This window comes from Kitasatospora sp. NPDC036755 (assembly GCF_040636595.1).
In the GTDB taxonomy this organism is placed as follows: domain Bacteria; phylum Actinomycetota; class Actinomycetes; order Streptomycetales; family Streptomycetaceae; genus Kitasatospora.
Genome location: NZ_JBEZUT010000174.1, coordinates 1 through 18462, shown reverse-complemented (window position 1 = coordinate 18462; position 18462 = coordinate 1). Strand labels below are relative to the sequence as shown.

The following is an 18462-nucleotide window of genomic DNA, read 5'->3' as shown; positions in this document are numbered from 1 at the left end:
CCACCGGTGCGGTCCTGTTCCAAGGCGATACGGGTTACTACGCCGGGAAGGTCGCCGAGAAGATCGCGCCCGACCGGCGGGCCCGGTCAGCGCGGCCGGTGGGCGATCGCGGCGAAGACCGTCACCGCCAGGTGGAACGTCCCGTGCCCGGCGGCCGTGTCGAGGTCGGCGTGGAGCCGGTCGCGCTGCTCCGCGGTGATCAGGCCCTGCCCGAGGGCCGCCGCACCGATGCCGCGGACGATCGGGCGGCTGATCGCGTGGGAGTCGTGCAGGAGGACGTCGGCGTCGAGGTGGTCGACGGTCAGCCCGGCCCCGACCAGCCAGCCCGCGAGGTTGCGTCCGGCGTCCGGGGTCGCGGCGGTGGCCCGGACGACGGCGGCCAGCGCGGGCCGGACCTCCGGGGCGACTGGGTGGAGCACGAAGGTGGACCAGTCGGTGTCCAGCAGCGCGACCCGACCGCCCGGGCGCAGGACCCGGGCCATCTCGGCGACGGCCCCCGCCGGATCGGTGAGGTGCTGGAGGACGCGCTCGCACCACACCACGTCCGACTCGCCGTCGGGCAGCGGCAGGGCGAGGGCGTCGCCGTCCAGGAAGCGGGCCGGGCTGCCGGCCTCGGTGGCGCGGCGTCGGGCGACGGCCCGCAGCCCGGGGTGGGGTTCGATGCCGACGGCGGCGCCCCAGGTGCCGACCGCCGTCGCGAGCACCTGGGTCTCCGAACCGGTGCCCGCGCCGACGTCCAGTGCCTGCTCCCCGGGGCGCGCGCCGAGCCGGGTGTGCGCCCATGCGCGCAGCCGCCGTACTCCGGGGACGGCGGCCTGGGCGTCCAGCGCGGTGACCAGCCGGTCGGTGACGGCCGGGTCGGCGTTGGCGGAGTGGAAGGCCGAGGTGGGGCGCGGGTCGGTCACGGTCGTCACTGTAGGTCGATGTGACGGGCCATCAGCCGTCGCCCCGCCGGGCCCGCCGTCAGCGGCTCAGGCCTGGTGCCACCACTGGTCCTGGAAGCCGTTGTCGCAGGTGAACTGGACGGCCTGGGAGTCGTTGTCGAAGCCCCGGACGACGAGGCACTTCCCGCTGTTGTGATTGGCCAGCATGAAGTGGAAGTTGCCGTTCGGGTCGAAGCGGACCTGCCAGTGCTGGTCCTGCCAGTTCGTGCCCACCTTGTAGTCGCAGGGGGCCTGGACGGCGACGGCGTCGTTGAGTCCGCCGCGTACGGCGAGGCACAGGCCGCTGTTGGCGTTCACCAGGTGGAGGTCGTCCGTGTTCGGTCCCAGGAAGGTCCAGTGCTGGTCGGCCCAGTAGGTCCCCACGGTGTAGTCGCAGCCGAACTGCACGGCGTTGCTCTCGCTGAACCCCCGGGCGACCAGACACCGTCCGCTGTGGTCGTTCTGCACCAGCGGTGTCGACCCCAGGAAGGCGTTCCCGGTCGCCTCGTGGGCGGATGCCGCCCCTCCCATCGGCAGGGCCACCAGGGCCGCCGCACCGAGAAACACGCCGAACTTCCTCGACTTCAAGGTGATCGTCCTCCCACGTCGGAAACGGGCCCGGCCAGGATCGCGGGGGAGGGGCGGTGGTGTCATCGCCGGAACGCGCCAGGATCCGGGGCCGGTGAGGGGTGGGCGTCGAGTGGCGCGGGGGGAGTCCGACCGGGGGCGTCGGGCGGGGCTCGGGGCGCGGGCCCGCCGGCCCGAGTGGCGCGAGTGCTCCGATGGCAGCACCAGGACGCCTGGGACCGTACGTTGACGCCGGTCGATGGCCGGTGTGCGCCGTCGGTCGGCGCCGTCGGTCGGCGCTGTCGGTCGGCGCCGTCGGTCGGCGCCGTCGGCCGGACCCGTGCGGTCGACCGACCCGGCGCCCGTCGCGCCGCGTGGGAGGAGCGGGACGTCGGCCCGGCCGGCTTCCCGCTCCTCGGATGTGGATCGGCGTAGGGCGCCGACTACACGCCGACCGCCGTGCCGGCGTGGGCGGACGCCGCCTGGTACTGGTCGTCGCCCTCGAACCGGGCTTCGCAGCCGGTGGTGAGGGTGCTGGCGACGATGACCGGGTCGAGGATCTTGGAGCCGGAGTTCAGCTTGGCGATCCCGCTCTGGTCGGTGGTCGCGGAGCCGACGCGCTGGCCGCTCGCGGTGCTGTAGAAGGTGATCTGCCGTCCCACGATCGGCTTGCCGTCCGCGTCGGTCAGCGTGGCCTCGAAGTCGCCGCTGATCGGTGCGTGGGCGACCACGTGGCCGCTGACCGTGCGTGCCGTGAGCCGGACGGGCTTCTTCTCGGAAGTCATCACGTAACCTCCCGTGTGCTCTGGGCTACTACCTCCACCGTAGGCACGTCGGTGAGGGCCCGCACCCGGGCCGTATCGCCGCAGGCCAGGGCATCAGCGGGCCCGCTCCGCACGGGTCGGTTCCGCCCCGGGCGGGGGTGCGGGGAGCGGGCGCGACCCGGTGGCCTCCGGCGCGAGGAGCGGGCGCGACCCGGTGGCGTCCGGTGCGGGGATCGGGGAGACTCGCGCGCATGGTTTCGGTGTTGCAGAACGTGGCGATCGACTGTGCGGACGCCTATGAGCTGGCGCGGTTCTGGAGTGGTGTGACCGGTCGGCCGTTGGACCCCGACTGTCGGCCGGGGGACCGGGAGACCCAGGTGCTGCCGGCGGAGGGGCCGGTGCTGTACTTCAACCAGGTGCCCGAGGCGAAGACGGTCAAGAACCGGGTCCACCTCTGCCTGCGGCCCGAGACCTCGCGTGACCGGGAGGTGGAGCGGCTGCTCGGCCTCGGCGCCACCCTCGTCGGCGACCACCGCAACCCCGACGGCACGGGGTGGGCCGTGCTCGCCGACCCCGAGGGCAACGAGTTCTGCGTGCTGCGCAGCGACTCCGACCGGGCCGTCACGAACTCCTGACGCCCGTGCGCCGTCCCGGCCGAGCAGTCCCTCGCGCGGGGGAGTGGGAAGTCGGCCGGGCCGACTTCCCACTCCGGGGGCGACGGGGGCGGGCGCTACCGGGCTATCGGGAGAGCAGGACCACTCCCGCGGCCGCCGCCGCGGCCAGGACGACGAGGGCCAGGACCGCGCAGCCGAGGTTGGCCTCCACGGACTTGCGGGTGGCGGCGAGGGCCGGTGTGAAGTCGGCCGGGTCGTCGGGCGCGTAGTGGATCACGACCTCCTGGCCGTACGCGGCGGTGGTGCCGGGCAGGCCGGAGGGCTCGTAGCCGGTGACGGCCGTCCCCTCGTGGGTGGTGAAGGAGTAGACGGGTGTCCGGCTGGTGCGGAGGTCGCCGTCCGCGTCGGTCTCGACGGTCCTGAGGACGGCGATGACGCGGCCCGGCGCGGATGCCATGGCGGCCAGCTCGTCGAGACGCTTCCTCATGCGCCGCCTCTCCCCGGGCAGGTGGAGGGCGGTGAGGACGGTGAGCGGACCGCAGACCGCGACCAGGGCCCACGGCCAGCCCCAGTCGATCGAGGCGACGACCACCAGCCCGACGTAGATCAGCAGCACCGCGGAGTTCGGCCAGCCGAGCCCGCGCCCGCCGTCCTGGAGGCCGGAGGTGAACCGGTAGGCGTGCGGCCGCCCCGGCGGGTAGCGGACTCCGACCTCCCGGCCGACCCAGGCCGTGGTGATCCGGTCGCCGGTCCCGGTGTCGTTCGTGACGACGAACTCCTCGCCGGTGGAGGGATCCCGGAAGCGGACGACCACCGCGATCCCGTCCTTCTGCGAGCTCCCGTTCCGCGGCTCCCGCACCCGTTCGATCCGCCCCGTCACCCGTACCGTCCGCTGCGCCCGGGTCAGGCCGGCCAGCGACCGCCCGTACCCGACCAGCGCGACGAGGCCGAACACCCCGCACCACAGCGCCAGAACTCCGTGCCAGTCCATGTGGGTCCCGTTCCTGTCCGTGGTTCAGTGTGCCGAGGTGCGCCGCAGCACCCGGCCCTGCCCGTCCGCCTCCAGCACGGCGGCGCCCCCGGGCCCGGTCACGCTGACCGTGATGGTGACGGGGCCGTCGGTGCGGAGGACCGTGATGCTCCAGGCCTGCGGGGCGTGGACGCCGAGGGTGGTCCTGGCCTCCTCGACCAGGGCGGGGAACCGCTCGTAGGGCAGCGACTTCGGATCGAACTCGCGGGCCTTCGTACCGGCCGAGGAGAACGTCACCGCCAGCAGGTTGTCCGTCACCTGGAGGGTGGTCACCGGGCCGTACTCGCCGTTCCGGGTCACGGAGTCGATCGACCGGCCCAACTCGCCGTCGTCGAGGAAGGACTGGCCCGTGCCGAGCACGACGGTGCCGGACCCGCCGGTCACCACCTCGGTCGACCAGGAGGAGGCCGAGGGGGCAGAGGAGACCGAGGGGGCCGCCGACGAGGACGGCGGGTCGGCGGGCCGCTGCTCGAACAGGTCCGCGCGGAACAGGAACACGACGGCCGCGGCGGCGAGCAGCAGGCCGAGGAGCCCGAGGAAGCCGATGGCACGGCTCTCGGGAGGCTCGCTCAGCCTGGTCGCCTCGGGCGCGGAGTCGAGTCGGGCCCCGGCCGCCCGCTCCTCCCACTCCGGGGTCGGCCGCTTCACGATCCGCACGTCCGTCGGCCGGTCCGGCGGGTAGCGGACCACCAGGACGGTGCGCGGCACGTAGTCGGGGAGGTCGGCGACGTTGACGTCCTGGGTGACCTCCACCCGGAACGCGGGCCCGTCGTCCGGTACGACGGTGAGGTCGAACCGCACCGCCCGGTCGGTCACCTCACCCCCGGGGACGGTCCGGTCCTCGACCACCGCCAGTGCCGTCCGCGGGACGACGGCCGCCTCCCTCGCCCGCCGCGGCCGGCCGGCGAGGAGGAACAGCAGACCGTAGCCGATCGGCACGCCCAGGCCGCCGAGGAGCAGCGGCACCTTCTCCAGGACGACGCCGACGACCATCCCGGCGAGCGATCCTCCGATGACGCCGCCCGTGAGGAGACTGCGGGCGAGGGCGATCGGCGTGTTGCGTGTGGGCGGCACGCCGGAGGTGATCGTCATACCGGTGATTGTGCCGGGCGGAGGGGCCGACCGACAGACCTTTGCGGTCGGGCCGATCCCTTCCGAAGTCCCCGTGCCGATCACCGCGGTTGACGGACCCGTCGGAGGACCACGGCCGGCTCCCGGTTTCGCGCGGCCGTCCGTTCGTCTTCCGGCTCGGCCTCCAACTCCTTTGCAACCATGTGCAATCGACTCGGGGGAGGCGGCGGTGCGCGGCTACGCTTCTCGGCACGAACCGTGCGGGAAGTGTCCGGTTCAGCCGAATCCAGGCAGGTGAACCATGCCCTCAGTCATGCCGTCCAGCAGCGCGCGAGCGGCCCGGAAGGAAGTCGCCGACCGGCTGCGGGAGTTGTGCCGCGACGCCGGGTTCAACGGGCGGGAGCTGGCGCTCCGGGCCGGCTGGCACCCGTCCAAGTCATCCCGCATCATCAACGCGCTGACCTCGCCCTCCGACGAGGACATCCGCACCTGGTGCCGGCTGTGCGGGGCGGAGGAGCAGTCGGTCGACCTCATCGCCGCGACGCGGTCCGCCGCGTCGATGTACGTGGAGTGGCGGCGGCTCCAGCGCACGGGGCTCACCCGGCTGCAGAACTCGTACGTGCCGCTGTTCGAGCGCACCCGGGTGTTCCGGGTGTACAGCTCCTCCCTCGTCCCCGGACTCCTGCAAAGCCGGGGCTACGCAACGGCGTTGCTCTCCGCGATCACCCGTTTCCACGGCACTCCCGACGACGTCGCCGACGCGGTCGACGCCCGGCTCGCGCGCTCGCGGATCGTCCGGGAGGGCGGGCGGCGGTTCGCCCTGTTGATGGAGGAGTCGGTCCTGCGCCACCGGATCGGGGACGCCGGGGTCATGCGCAGGCAACTGGAGGACCTGCTGGCCGCGACCGCGCTGCCCGCCGTCTCGCTGGGGATCGTCCCGGCGGGCGCGGAGCGGGAGGTGTGGCCGCTGGAGACCTTCAGCGTCTACGACGGCGAGCAGGTGGAGGTGGAGACCCTCACGGCCAGCCTGACCGTCACCCGGCCCCGCGAGATCGCCCACTACCTGGACGCCTTCGAGAAGTTGTCCGGTGCGGCCGTGTACGGGGACCGGGCCCGGGCGTTGATCGGATCGGCGCTCGCCGCGCTCGGGTGACGCCGCGGATACCACGGTCCGGTGATCGGCAAGGGAGGACGACCGAGAACCACCTATCCGAGGGAATCTGACGGGCCATCAGTTAGCGCCCGGTCGCTCCGGACCATGATGCGGTCAGTATCCGTTACGGAAAAGGTGGTTCGCATGGCCAGTATCAGTGGGCAGCCGATCCCGGCGATCACCGAGGCGACCCTCACGGAGATCGCCGACAGCGGCCTCCGGGGCCCGGGCAACACCGTCAACCAGGCCGTCGTCGACCTCGGCAACGCCCTGGTGGCGGCCGTCCAGGGAGACGAGAGCGTCCAGCTCCCGCCGGAGCTGGCCGAGCTGGTGGCCCAGGTGCGGCGGATCGCCGAGGTCGAGGTCACCGGGATCCCCGTCGAGGAGGACCTCAGGCTGTCGGCGTTCACCATCAAGCTGCACGGCGACGAGCGGCGCCCGGTCGTGATCCTGCCCGCGGGGTGGAACCCGCTCGGCTGGCTGCCCTTCGTCTACGCCTACTTCAAGCTGGCGCTGCGCGGCTACCACGTGCTGACCTACACCCCGCGCGGCCTCGGCTTCCCGGGCTGGATCTCCACCTCCGAGGGGCACATCGACGTCGGTGGCCCCAAGGACTGGGCCGACGGCTCGAAGGTCATCGACTACGCGGAGGAGCACTTCGGTCCGAGCAAGGTCGGCTTCCTCGGCATGTCCTACGGCTCCGGGATCAGCCAGCTGGTCGCCGCGCACGACGAGGGCCGACGGGTCAAGGCCGTGGTCGCGCTGAGCACCTGGGGCAACCTGGCCACCAGCCTCTACGCCAACGACACCCGGCACGTGGAGGCCGTCAGGCTGCTGATCGGCTTCACCGGCGGGGAACGGGACGACAAGTTCGACGAGGAGGCCCGGGACATCCTCGACAAGTTCGAGGACGACCGCGACCTCGACGACGTGGTCGCCTGGGGCACCGAGCGCTCGCCGGAGACCTACCTGGACAGGACCAACGAGCGCGGCATCCCGACCTACATCTCCAACACCTGGCACGAGACCCTCTTCCCCGTCGCCCCGGTGGTCGACCTCTACAACCGGCTGACCGTGCCGAAGCAGTTGAACCTGTGGATCGGCGACCACGGCGCGCCCGAGGGCGCCGGGCTGTCCGGCCTGCTGACCCACCTGCCGTTCCCCGGCCTGGCGGAACCCCTCCGGGAGGCCTACGACTTCCTGGACCACCACCTGCTGGGCGCCGACAACGAGGCGCCGAACCGCAAGCGGGTGACCAACCAGGTCATGTTCACCTACAAGACCAAGCCGGTGCTGGGCGGCGGGCAGCGGATCACCGAGCCCGCCCGCCGGGAGGGCCACGACTCGTGGGCGGAGGTCACCACCGGGACGGAGGCCTGGTACCTCACCGGCGTCAACGGCGACGGCGACGGCGCGCTGGCCGACAAGCAGAACGACGGCTGGTCGCGGAGCTTCACCGCCGGCCCGGAGACCAAGGCCACCGCCGTGGACGAGGTCATCAAGACCGGCCAGAAGGAGTGGACGGGCAACCCCCGGAAGTACGTCCTGGGCGAGTTCGAGCGGGAGAACCTGCTGGTCTGGTCGACCGACCGGCTGACCGGCGGCGACGGGGTGGCCCGTCGCGTCCGGGGCGCCGCGACGGTCCGGCTGACCGTGCGCAGCACCGTGGACGCCGCCACCCTGGTGGCCTACCTGTTCGACGTCGACCCGGACGGCAACGCCCGGATCATCACCCACGAGCCGTACACCGTGCTCGGCCTGACCCCCGGTGAGGAGGTCACGGTCGACTGGCAGCTCCAGCCCGTCGCGTACGACGTGCCGGACGGCCACCGGGTGGCGCTGGTCGTCAACAGCCGCGACCAGCTCTACGCCTTCACGGGCGAGGAGGGCAGCACCACCACCATCGGCTCGCCGAACGGGCACGAGTCCCGGCTGGAGCTGCCCCTGGGCTGATCCGGACGGTGCACCGGGCCCGGCCCGTCGCCCTCGGGACGGCGGGCCGGGCGGCGCCGTCAGGCCGTGGTCCTGGTCGTGGAGCCGCGCAGCAGGACCGCGATGAGGACGGAGAGCAGCGCGCCGACCGCCGCCAGGCCCCACAGCACGGAGTGGAAGGCGGAGTCGTAGGCGTGCGCGAGGAAGTCCGTGAACGCGCGGTGGTCGGTGGCGCCGGAGAGTTCGGCGGCGCCCGTGAGGTCCCCGCCGGCCGCCCGGTCGGCGACCTCGCCGGCCCGGGAGGCGCCCGGCTGCGCGCCGATGCCGTCGGCGACCCGGGTGCCGAGCGCGGTGGCCAACGCGGAGCCGTACACCGCGACGGCGACGGCCTCACTGCCCAGGCGCAGGGTGTTGAGGAAGCCCGCCGCCATGCCCGCCTTGGCCGGGTCGACCAGCGCCAGCGCCTGGCCGTCGACCAGGCCGGCGGACAGCCCCATCCCGGCGCCGGTGATGAGCATCGGGGCGGCGAGCAGCAGCACGGTGGCGGAGGGGGAGAGCAGGGTGAGGGCGAGGTCGCCGGCCACCAGGCAGGCCAGGCTGAGGAGGACCAGGGTGAGCGGGCGCACGCCGCGGGAGACCAGTTTGGCGGCGAGCATCGGCAGGACCAGCACCGGTGCGGTGAGCAGCAGCATCACCAGCCCGGCGGAGCCGGTGCCGCGGCCGGTGACGGCGGTCAGGTAGCTCGGCAGGTAGGTGAGCACGGTGACGAAGCCGAAGGAGGCGGCCACCGGCACCAGGCACAGGCCGAGGAAGCGGCGGTCGCGCAGCACGCCGAGGTCCAGCATCGGGTGGGCGCTGCGGTGCTCGACGGCCACGAAGACGCCGAGTGCGGCGACCGCGCCGAGGAACAGTCCGAGTACGCCCGCGCTGCCCCAACCCCACTGGGAGCCCTGGACGATGGCGGTGGTGAGCAGCGCCATGGCGAGCACGGACAGCGCGCTGCCGGGGACGTCGATCCGCCCGCCGCCGGTGGTGCCGGCGCCGGCGGGTGCGGCGGTCGCGGCGGCCACGGCGCGGGCGATCGCGGGCAGGGCGAGCAGGACGAACGCCAGGGCGGCGGCGTGCAGCGCGAACACCCAGCGCCAGCCGAGGCCCTGCACCAGCACGCCGGCCAGCGACGGGCCGAGGGCGACGCCGGCCCCGGCGACGGTGCCGAACAGCGCGAAGGCCCTGGCGCGGGCCGGGCCGTCGAAGACGGTGGAGAGGATCGCCGCGCCGCAGGAGAAGATCGCGGCGCCGCCGATGCCGGTGAGGGCCCGGGCGGCGTCCAGCCACAGGACGTCGGGGGCGACGGCGCCGGCGAGCGAGCCGAGGGCGTAGAGGGCGACGCCGGCGGCGAAGGCCCTGGCCCGGCCGATGGCGTCGGCGACCGAGCCCCAGACCAGGGTGAAGCACGCGAAGGCCACGTTGAAGGCGTTGACCACCCACTGGAGCGGGGCGAGGTCGGCGTGGGTGTCGGCGCCGATCCGGGGGAGGGCGACCGCGGTGCCGGAGATGGACATCGGGACGACGAAGACCGCGAGGAGGACGGCGGCGAGGACGGGCGTGCGGACGGGGCGCCGCCGCTGGTCGGGGGCACCGGACGGCGCGGGCCGCGTGGCCTGCGGGGTCTGTGCGCTCTGCGTGCTCAAGGGGGGCGTGACTCCAGGCTTGAACCGGCCACGGGGTGGCCAGGTACGGATTTGATCGAACCTAAAGCTGCCATGGCGTCGAGGTACGATGCAACCCATACCTTCGAGGAGGAGGAACCGATGCCCGATGCCGAAGGCCACCCCTCTGTCGGGGAGATGGACCTGCGCACCGTCCTGGGCGCGCTCGCCGACCCGCTGCGCTTCGGTGTGGTCGCGGCCCTGCTGCGGGAGGGCGAGGGGGCGGCGCGCACCTGCGCCTCCTTCAACCTCCCGGTCTCCAAGTCCACCCTCACCCACCACTTCCGGGTGCTGCGCGAATCCGGCCTGATCCGCCAGGTCGACCGCGGCAACAGCCGGGCCGCCACGCTGCGCCGCGAGGACCTCGACCGGCGGTTCCCGGGGCTGCTCGACCTGGTCCGCGCCGACTCCTGACCGCGGGACAGGCTCAAGCGGAGGTCAAGGAACCTTGACCTCCGCTTGGGTCCGACCCTGGCTGACACCGTGTCAGACTGTGCGCCCCGCAGGCCGATGAGGAGATTCCGGTGGATCTGGCGCGCCCCCTGATCGAGGACTTCCCCGCACACCCGGACGGCGATCCGGCCGGCGCCCTGGCCCGGGCCGTCCGTGCCCGCCGCACCGCCCTCGGCCTGACCCTCCCCGACCTCGCCGTCCGCGCCGGCCTCCCCGAGGCCGACGTCCGGGCCGTCGAGGCGGGGCACGCGATGCCGACGCTGGCGCTGCTCGCGGTGCTGTCGCGGGCCCTGCGCACGGAGCGGCCGGGGAGTGCTCAGGCCGGTTCGTAGGAGGTCCCGCCGACCAGGGCGCGGGCCTGGCGGGAGTCCATCGGGTGGGCGAAGAGGTACCCCTGGCCGAGCGGGCAGCCCATGGCGGTGAGCAGGTCGCGCTGGTCGGGGTGTTCGATGCCCTCGGCGATGACCTGGACGCCGAGGGTGTCGGCGATCCGGGTGATGCCCTCGACCAGGGCGTACTGCTGGGGCGAGTGGCCCAGGCCGTCGATGAAGGACTTGTCGATCTTGAGCAGGGAGATCGGGAACTCGCGCAGGTAGGACAGCGAGGAGTAGCCGGTGCCGAAGTCGTCGATGGCGATGCCGACGCCGAGCCCGGACAGGGTGGCCATGTCGGCGTGGATGCGGTCGTCGCGGCGCATCAGCACCGACTCGGTGAGCTCCAGGACGAGGGTGTGCGGGTCGATGCCGGTGGTGGCCAGTGCCCGGCGGACCACGTCCACGAACCCGGCGTCGCGGAACTGGCGGGCGGAGACGTTGACGTTGACCCGCAGCGGCGGCCGGCCGGCGGCCGTGCGGGCCGCCGAGCTCGCGGCCTGCCAGACGGCGACCTCCTGGGCGGCGCGCTCCAGCACCCAGGCGCCGAGCGGGACGATCTGGCCGCTCTCCTCGGCGAGGGCGATGAACTCGTCGGGCAGCACCATGCCGCGCCGGTCGTGCGGCCAGCGGACCAGCGCCTCGAAGGCGACCAGGTCGCCCGAACGCAGGTCGACGATCGGCTGGTAGTACAGCTGGAAGGCCGATTCCGCGATCGCCGAGTCGAGGTGCTCGTTCAGCTCGTGCCGCTCCACCATGCCGGTCTGCAGGGCCGGCCGGTAGTGGCGCCACTGGCGGCGGCCGGCCGCCTTGGCCGAGTAGAGCGCGAGGTCGGCGTGGGTGAGCAGCTCGGTCGCGTCCACGCTGTCCTCGGTGGTCGCCACGCCGATGCTGGCCGTCACCCGCACCGCGCCCGACTTGAGCTTGAACGGCTCGGCGAACACCGCCAGCACCGAGGCCGCGATGGTGTCCACGTCGGAGGGCCGCCTCGCGTCCTCCACCAGGACGGCGAACTCGTCGCCGCCGAGCCGGGCGGCGGTGTCCGAGGTGCGCAGCGCGGTGGAGACCCGCAGCGAGACGGCGACCAGCAGTTCGTCGCCGACCGCGTGCCCCTGGGTGTCGTTGACCACCTTGAAGTCGTCCAGGTCGATGAAGAGCACCCCGGTGACCGCCCCGCTGCGCTCGCCCCGGGACAGCGCGTGGCCCACCCGGTCCTGGAACAGCACCCGGTTGGCCAGGCCCGTCAGCGAGTCGTGGAAGGCCCGGTGGGTCAGCTCGCGCTCCATCTGCCGCTGCTCGGTCACGTCGCGAAGGGTGAGCACGAGGGCGCCGACGGTCGGGTCCGCGCGCAGGTCGTTGAAGCGGACCTCGGCCTCGATCGGGGTGCGGTCCTGGCGCAGCAGCCGCCAGTGCTCGCGCGGCTGCTCGTCCCGGGGCGGGTCGGCCGCCTCGCGCATCCGGGCCAGCGCCTTGCCGACCTCCCTGCTGTCCTCGGGCGGGACCAGGTCGGTCAGCAGGGTGCCGGTCAGGTCCGGGCGGCCGAGCACCGTCTCGGCGGACGGGGAGGCGTAGCGGACGCCGTCGTCGGCGTCGAGGATCAGGATGACGTCGCTGGCGTTCTGCACCAGGGTGCGGAAGTACAGCTCGCTGTTGCGGCGGGTGACCTCCCGGCTGAGCACCACCCGCTCGACGGCGAGGGCCGCCTGGGCGGCGAGGATCTCCAGCGAGCTCCACAGGCTGGTCAGCTCCTGCTCGGTGCCGGTGACGATGAGCGCGCCGATCAGCGGGTCGCCGGAGGGCCGCTCGGCGAGGGTCAGCGGACAGACCAGGGCGTACGGCATGCCGCCGGGCCGGGCGGGACCGGGCCTGGGGGCGGGCCTCGTGCCGGGCGGTTTCGTGGTGCTCGCCTTCGTGGTGCCCGTCTTCGTGTCGGCCGCCTTCGTGTCACCCGTCTGCGCGGGGCCGGGAGCGTCGGCGGCGGCCAGGCCCAGGGAGGCCACCGGCAGCAGCAGGGTCTCCCGGGAGGCGGCGAGCCGGAGCACCTGGTCGGACGGTGCGATGTCCCCCGGCACCTGCCGGGCGGAGCCGCTCCCGGCGTGCCGGACGTGCAGCACGCCGTCCTCGGTCACCGCGAGCAGGGCGACGTGCCCGGCCTCGGCCGGCATCAGTGTGGAGGCGGCGGACTGGGCGGCGTCCGCGACCTCCTCCACCGTGACGGCGGCGGTCAGCCGGGCGCCCGCCTCGCGCAGTGTCCGCTCACGGGCGACGGCCTGCCGGCGGGCGGAGACCACCACTGCCAGCCGGGCCAGCACCAGCAGGTACAGCAGGGCGGAGAAGGCGCCGATCACGCCCGCGTTGCTGGTGTTGCCGGCCAGCGCCTCGATGATCAGGATCGCCGGGGCGATCAGCGAGGCGAGGGTGAGCAGGACCAGCCGGGCGGGGCTGAGGTCCGGCTGCTGGGTGGGCACCGGCCGGGTCAGTTCGACCATCGACGGGTGCAGCGCCGCCGCGCCCCAGGCCGTGTAGAAGGCGGCCCAGCCGAGCTCGACGGGCGTGCCGATGTGCCAGGTGCCGTGCAGCTGGATCAGCCCGTACAGCACGTCGGAGACCATGATGCCGAGCGAGCCGACGGCGAGCAGCCGCAGCGCCCGGGAGCCGCCGCCGCGCGGGGTCAGCAGCCGCAGCAGCAGGGCGAGCACGACCACGTCGCCGAGCGGGTAGGCGATCGAGACGGCCTTCTGGAACCAGTCCAGGTCCGGGTTCCGGGCGTACGGGAGGATCAGGTAGATCCAGGCGAGCAGGGCCAGCCCGATGGTGGGGATGAGGGCGTCGAGCAGCCCGGCGCGGTCCTGACGGGCCGTGCGCCAGCGGATGAAGCCCAGCACGCCGATCGCGTACAGCACGTACTCGGCGAGGTAGAAGCCGTCCGCGACGGACGGGAACGGATTGGGCAGGTGCAGGATGTCCAGCTGGACGGCCTGCACCACCTCGCCCACGGTGAAACTGAGGTTGGCGAGCGCCAGCACGTACCAGAACCGTGCGTGGGCGGGCCGGTTGAGACGGACGCCGACCACGATGGCGGCGACGCCGCCCAGGCCGATGCCCGTCCACCAGATGATCCGCTGGCCGGGATTCGCGTAGTAGATGCCGGTGAACAGCACCATCCAGAACAGGTAACAGACCATCAGGCGTTGTCGCCGGCGAGTCAAGGAGGCTACCTCCTCCGCGACATCACCCCGCCGGTCGGGCGGGGGAGTTCGGGTGAGGACGGGACGGGCGGGGCGCGGGGGCCGGCCCGGGTGGGGCGGGTGCGCGCCTGCGCGCACCACTGGGGCGCCCGGTGGGGGTGCGACCGGACGTCCTCGACGGGGCATGAGTGCGTATAGTCGGAAATGTCGCACTCCCCAGCATTCTGCCGCCACAGCACGAGGTCAAGCCGGTGGACGACGCAGTAGACAGCGCACAGGGCGTACGAGCGGATGTGAGCTCCGGCCGTCACGCCGTGGTCCGCAACGACGACGGTCAGTACGCGATCTGGCCGGGCGACTTGACCGTCCCGGCCGGCTGGCGGCAGGTCCACGGGCCGGCCGGACGGGCCGACTGCCGGGAGTGGGTGGAGCGCGAGTGGCGCCCGGCCGAACTCGGCTACCCCGACGGCACCCCGGTGCGGCGGGCGGCGGCCGGATTCGCGGACACGGTGCACGGGTTGTTCCGCGCGCGAGCGGCGCACGACCCGGACGCGGTCGCCGTCGTCGCCGAGGGCGCCACCCTGAGCTACCGCGAACTCGACCTGCGCAGCGACCGGTTGGCCACCGTGCTGCGGGCGCGCGGGACCGGCCCGGAGCGGGTGGTGCCGGTCTGCCTGGAGCGCGGGGTGGGGCTGGTGACCGCCTGGCTGGCCGTGCTCAAGGCCGGCGGGGCCTTCCTGCCGCTGGATCCGGGCCACCCGCCCCGGCGGCTGGCCCGGCTGGTGGAGGACTGCGGGGCGCGGGTGGTGGTCGCGGAGGGTGACGGGAGGTTCCCGGCGGAGACCGGAGCCCGGGTGCCGGTGCTCGGGCCGGAGGCCGGCCGGTCCGGGGAGGCGGGCGAGACCGGGGAGAGCGGGAGTCCTCGGGAGTTCGGGGAGTTCCGGTGCGATGACGGGGCCGTCCCGGACGACCTCGCCTACCTGATCTACACCTCCGGCACGACCGGCCGCCCCAAGGGAGTGCCCGTCACCCACCGCGCGCTGCTGTTCACCCTGGACCGGATCGTCCACGCCTACCGGCTGCGCCCCGGCGAACGCGTCCTGCAACTGGCCGCGCTGGGCTCCGACACCGCGCTGGAACAGGTGCTCGGCGCGCTGCTCGCGGGCGCGACCGTGGTGCTCGGCGGGGGCGGGACGGCCGGCGGCACCTGGGCGCCCACCGAGCTGGCCGGCCGGCTGCCCGGGCTGGGCCTGGCCGTCGCCGACTTCACCCCCGCCTACTGGCACCACCTGCTCGACCTGCTCCCGCCCGGCGGACCGGGCCCCGAGGGGCTGCGGCTGGTCGTGGTCGGCGGGGACGCCGTGCACGCCGCGGACTGCCGGCACTGCCTGGACCGGCTGCCGGGCGCCCGGCTGCTCAACGCGTACGGGGTCACCGAGGCGGCCGTCACCTCGACGCTCTGCGAGGTCACGCCGGAACTGCTCGGAGCCGGAGCCGGAGCCGGAGCCGGCAGCGGAAACGGCGGGGCGGGCGGCGGCGCCGCGGCGCCCGTGCCGATCGGGCGGCCGCTGCCCGGGGTACGGGTGCACGTGCTGGACGCCCGGCTGCGGCCCGTCCGGCCCGGGGAGAAGGGCCAGATCCACCTCGGCGGGCCCGGCCTCGCCCGGGGCTACTGGCGGCAGGCCGGACTCACCGCCGAGGCCTTCCTGCCCGACCCGTACGCGCCGCTGCCCGGCGAGCGGATGTACCGCACCGGCGACGCCGGGCGGTGGCGGACGGACGGGCGGCTGGAGATCCTCGGGCGCTTCGACGACCAGGTCAAGGTGCGCGGGCACCGGGTGGACCCGGCCGAGACCGAAGCCGTGCTGGCCGCGCACCCGGACGTCCGGCAGGCCCGGGTCGTGGCCGACGGCCGGGCGGCGGACGGCAGCCGCACGCTCACGGCGTACTACACGCTCGCCCCCGGGTCGGCCGGCGGGGCGCGGGACATCCGGGCGTTCCTGGCCGAGCGGCTGCCCGAGTACCTGGTGCCGGCCGAGTTCGTGCCGCTGGAGGCGATGCCGCTCACGGCGGCGGGCAAGATCGACCGGCGGCGGCTGCCGCACGCGCCGGTGCGCTCCCCGGCGCCGGGCCGCCCCTCGCCCCCGGCACCGGTGCCCGGTGCGGGGGGAGCGGAGGGAGCCGTGGGGACGGTGGAGGCGGCCGTCGGGCAGCTGTGGGCCGAGCTGCTCGGCGTCGAACACGTCGGCCCGGACGGCGACTTCTTCGCGCTCGGCGGCACCTCGCTGCTCGCGATGGAGATGCTGGCGCGGGCCCGGATCATGTTCGGCATCGATGTCGGGCAGGTGCGCGCCCTCACCCGGGCGCTGCTGCGCGAGCCCGTCCTGCGGGCCTTCGCGGGGACGCTGAACGCGGCGCGCGCGGACGTCCCCGCGGGCGCCGAGCGGGAGGCCGGTCTCGACTGGTTCGCGGAGGCCCGGCTCGACGAGGACCTCGGTCAGTCCTGGAACCCGGCCCCCTCCCGGGCCGACCCCGCCGAGATCCTGCTCACCGGCGCCACCGGCTTCTGCGGCGCCCACCTGCTGCACGCGCTGCTCGCCACCACCCGGGCGCGCGTCCACTGCCTGGTCCGGGCGCCCGACGAGGAGCACGCGCTGGAACGGCTGCGGGCGGCACACCAGCGCTTCCTGCGACAGGACCTGGCCGACCGGCGGGTGGTACCGCTGGTCGGCGACCTCACCCGGCCGCGGCTCGGCCTGGCGGACAGCCGCTTCGACTGGCTGGCCGAGCACCTGGACGCGATCCACCACCTCGGCGGGCAGGTCAACTTCCTCTACCCGTACCACCAGTTGAGGCGGCCCAACGTCGGCGGAACCCGGGAGGTGGTCCGGCTCGCCGGGCACAGCCGGGGCATCCCCGTGCACTACCTCTCCACCCTCGCCGTGCTGGCGGGCTTCGGCGCGGCCGGCGTCCCGAAGGTCACCGAGCGGACCCCGCTCGCCCACCCGGAACGGCTCGGCGTCGGCTACGTCGAGAGCAAGTGGGTCGCCGAGCTGCTGCTGCACAACGCGGCCGCCGCCGGGCTGCCCGTCACGGTGCTGCGCACCAACGACGTCACCGGGGACCTCGCCGGCGGGGTGATGAACACCGGCACCGAACTGTGCGCGCTGATCGCCTACTTGGCCGACAGCGGGACCTGCCCGGACGTGCGGCTGCTGCTCGACTTCGTCCCCGCCGACCGCTTCGCCCGCGCCGTCGCCCACATCGCGGGCCACGCACCCGCCGCCGGGGAGGTCTACCACCTCACCTCCCCGCGGCCCGGCGTCCTCGCCGACCTCGCCGAGCGGCTGCGGGCGCGCGGCCACCGGATCGCCCGGCTGCCGTACGGGGACTGGGTGCGGCGACTGGTCCGGTTCGCCGCGGGGAACCCGACGCACCCGATCGCGCCGTTCGTCCCGCTGTTCGTGGACCGCGCGCCGGGGTCGGAACTGTCGATCAGCGAGATGTACTTCCGGCCGGTCTTCCCGCTGTTCGAGCGGACGAACGCGGACGCGGCGCTGGACGGCAGCGGGATCGAACTACCCCCGGTGGAAGCCGGGTTGATCGACCACTACCTGGCCGGCCTGGAGCGCGAGGGCTTCCTGCGGGCGGCGTCCGCATGAGCCCCGCCGGCGCGCCGGACGCGGGCCCCTTCGACGCGCCGGACATGAGCCCCTTCGGCGTGCTGGACGTGCGCCACGGGCCCGCGGACGGGCCGGTGGCCTTCGGTGGGCGGCTCGGACCGCCCGCCGCCGGGGAACTGCTGGCGGCGTACCGGCACGGGCTGTTCCCGCTGCCGGCGGCCGACGAGTACGCGAGCGCGTACAACGAGGCGGTGTACGGGGACGCCGTGGAGGCGGGCGAGGTGGCGCTGCTGCCGGGCGGGGCGGACCCGTACGTGCTGGCCTGGTGGTCGCCCGACCCCCGGCCGGTGATCGCCCCCGGCGGCGTCCGGCTCGGGAGCCGGCTGGCGCGGCGGCTGCGCAACCGCTCCTCGTGGTGGACCAGCGCGGACCGGGCCTTCGGGCGGGTGCTGGCCGCCTGCGCCGAGGCGCGTCAACCGGTCTGGCTCACCGAGGAGTTGGCGGCGACGCTGATGCGGCTGCACGAGCTGGGGGCGGCGCACAGCGGAGAGGTGTGGGAGGGGGAGGAGCTGATCGGCGGGGTGTTCGGGGTCGCGGTCGGGCCGGTGCTGAGCCTGGACTCGATGTTCCACCGCCGCCCTGACGCCGCCCGGGTCGCCGTCGCCGACCTCGGGGCGCGGTTCGGCGCGGCGGGCGGCCGACTGCTCGACGCCCAATGGGACGGGCCGCACGTGCGGAGCCTGGGGGCCGAGCCGATGGCGCGCTCGCGCTACCTCGCGGAGCTGTCGGGCGAGGTCGGGGCCGTCATCCCCGACGGGGCGCCGCTGTCGGCAGCGCGGCTGGGACGACCGTCCTGACCTGTTGTTAAACCTATTCGTCGGGGCTTTTTGGCGCGACTTCGACAAACTTATTCCCCGTCAGTAACATGACGCCGCGTGTTCAAGCGCTCCATAGGCAGGGCCGCCGGCCCCGCCGTCCTCACCCTCGTCCTCGCCGGGGCCGCCGCGTGCGGGCCGACCAGCCCCGGCTCCTCCCAGGCCGGTGTCGCACCGGCCGCCGCCACC

General features: G+C 74.2%; 14 protein-coding genes. 7 read left to right on the top strand and 7 right to left on the bottom strand.

Annotated features, from left to right (window positions below; all coding sequences use genetic code 11):
• Positions 1-86 precede the first annotated feature (86 nt).
• The 3 genes from AB0E96_RS24505 to AB0E96_RS24495 form a co-directional block, all read right to left on the bottom strand.
• On the bottom strand, positions 87-905 hold the full coding sequence (locus tag AB0E96_RS24505) for a methyltransferase domain-containing protein (protein ID WP_359827351.1): 819 nt from the start codon (positions 903-905) through the stop codon (positions 87-89).
• A gap of 66 nt (positions 906-971) precedes the next feature.
• Entirely contained in the window at positions 972-1490 is a 519-nt protein-coding gene (locus tag AB0E96_RS24500) for an RICIN domain-containing protein (protein WP_359827349.1), read from the bottom strand.
• 443 nt (positions 1491-1933) lie between these two features.
• Positions 1934-2275 (bottom strand): Ig-like domain-containing protein, encoded by a 342-nt coding sequence (locus AB0E96_RS24495; protein WP_359827348.1) that lies wholly within the window; start codon positions 2273-2275, stop codon positions 1934-1936.
• A 230-nt stretch (positions 2276-2505) separates the two neighbouring features.
• Between AB0E96_RS24495 and AB0E96_RS24490 the strand changes: the two genes are divergently transcribed.
• The gene (locus AB0E96_RS24490) at positions 2506-2889 is read left to right on the top strand and encodes a VOC family protein (RefSeq protein ID WP_359827346.1); all 384 of its coding nucleotides are present in this window, start codon (positions 2506-2508) and stop codon (positions 2887-2889) included.
• A 103-nt stretch (positions 2890-2992) separates the two neighbouring features.
• On the opposite strand, the gene AB0E96_RS24485 is transcribed toward AB0E96_RS24490, so the two are convergent.
• Positions 2993-3859, bottom strand: a complete 867-nt coding sequence (locus AB0E96_RS24485) for a DUF3592 domain-containing protein (RefSeq protein ID WP_359827345.1) — start codon at positions 3857-3859, stop codon at positions 2993-2995.
• A gap of 24 nt (positions 3860-3883) precedes the next feature.
• Positions 3884-4990 carry a hypothetical protein gene (locus tag AB0E96_RS24480; RefSeq protein ID WP_359827344.1) on the bottom strand — a complete coding sequence of 369 codons (1107 nt, stop codon included), beginning with the start codon at positions 4988-4990 and terminating at the stop codon, positions 3884-3886.
• 280 nt (positions 4991-5270) lie between these two features.
• On the opposite strand from AB0E96_RS24480, the gene AB0E96_RS24475 reads away from it, so the two are divergent.
• Both AB0E96_RS24475 and AB0E96_RS24470 read left to right on the top strand, forming a co-directional pair.
• Positions 5271-6122: a helix-turn-helix transcriptional regulator gene (locus tag AB0E96_RS24475; protein ID WP_359827343.1), complete on the top strand. Its 852-nt coding sequence runs from the start codon at positions 5271-5273 to the stop codon at positions 6120-6122.
• A 144-nt stretch (positions 6123-6266) separates the two neighbouring features.
• Positions 6267-8075 (top strand): alpha/beta fold hydrolase, encoded by a 1809-nt coding sequence (locus tag AB0E96_RS24470; RefSeq protein WP_359827342.1) that lies wholly within the window; start codon positions 6267-6269, stop codon positions 8073-8075.
• Positions 8076-8134: 59 nt separating this feature from the next.
• On the opposite strand, the gene AB0E96_RS24465 is transcribed toward AB0E96_RS24470, so the two are convergent.
• Positions 8135-9616, bottom strand: coding sequence for an MFS transporter (locus AB0E96_RS24465; protein ID WP_359827352.1), 1482 nt, complete (start codon positions 9614-9616; stop codon positions 8135-8137).
• Between the two features lie 249 nt (positions 9617-9865).
• On the opposite strand from AB0E96_RS24465, the gene AB0E96_RS24460 reads away from it, so the two are divergent.
• Both AB0E96_RS24460 and AB0E96_RS24455 read left to right on the top strand, forming a co-directional pair.
• Complete coding sequence (locus tag AB0E96_RS24460) at positions 9866-10177, top strand: helix-turn-helix domain-containing protein (RefSeq protein WP_359827340.1); 312 nt, start codon at positions 9866-9868, stop codon at positions 10175-10177.
• Positions 10178-10287: 110 nt separating this feature from the next.
• A complete protein-coding gene (locus AB0E96_RS24455; protein ID WP_359827338.1) occupies positions 10288-10548 on the top strand; it encodes a helix-turn-helix transcriptional regulator in 261 nt (86 codons plus the stop codon).
• Here AB0E96_RS24455 and AB0E96_RS24450 read toward each other — a convergent pair.
• Complete coding sequence (locus tag AB0E96_RS24450) at positions 10533-13796, bottom strand: EAL domain-containing protein (protein ID WP_359827336.1); 3264 nt, start codon at positions 13794-13796, stop codon at positions 10533-10535. The genes AB0E96_RS24455 and AB0E96_RS24450 overlap by 16 nt on opposite strands.
• A gap of 230 nt (positions 13797-14026) precedes the next feature.
• Between AB0E96_RS24450 and AB0E96_RS24445 the strand changes: the two genes are divergently transcribed.
• Both AB0E96_RS24445 and AB0E96_RS24440 read left to right on the top strand, forming a co-directional pair.
• Complete coding sequence (locus tag AB0E96_RS24445) at positions 14027-17437, top strand: amino acid adenylation domain-containing protein (protein ID WP_359827335.1); 3411 nt, start codon at positions 14027-14029, stop codon at positions 17435-17437.
• Positions 17434-18255, top strand: a complete 822-nt coding sequence (locus AB0E96_RS24440; protein ID WP_359827333.1) for a leucyl/phenylalanyl-tRNA--protein transferase — start codon at positions 17434-17436, stop codon at positions 18253-18255. The genes AB0E96_RS24445 and AB0E96_RS24440 overlap by 4 nt, the downstream gene beginning before the upstream one ends.
• Positions 18256-18462: the final 207 nt, after the last annotated feature.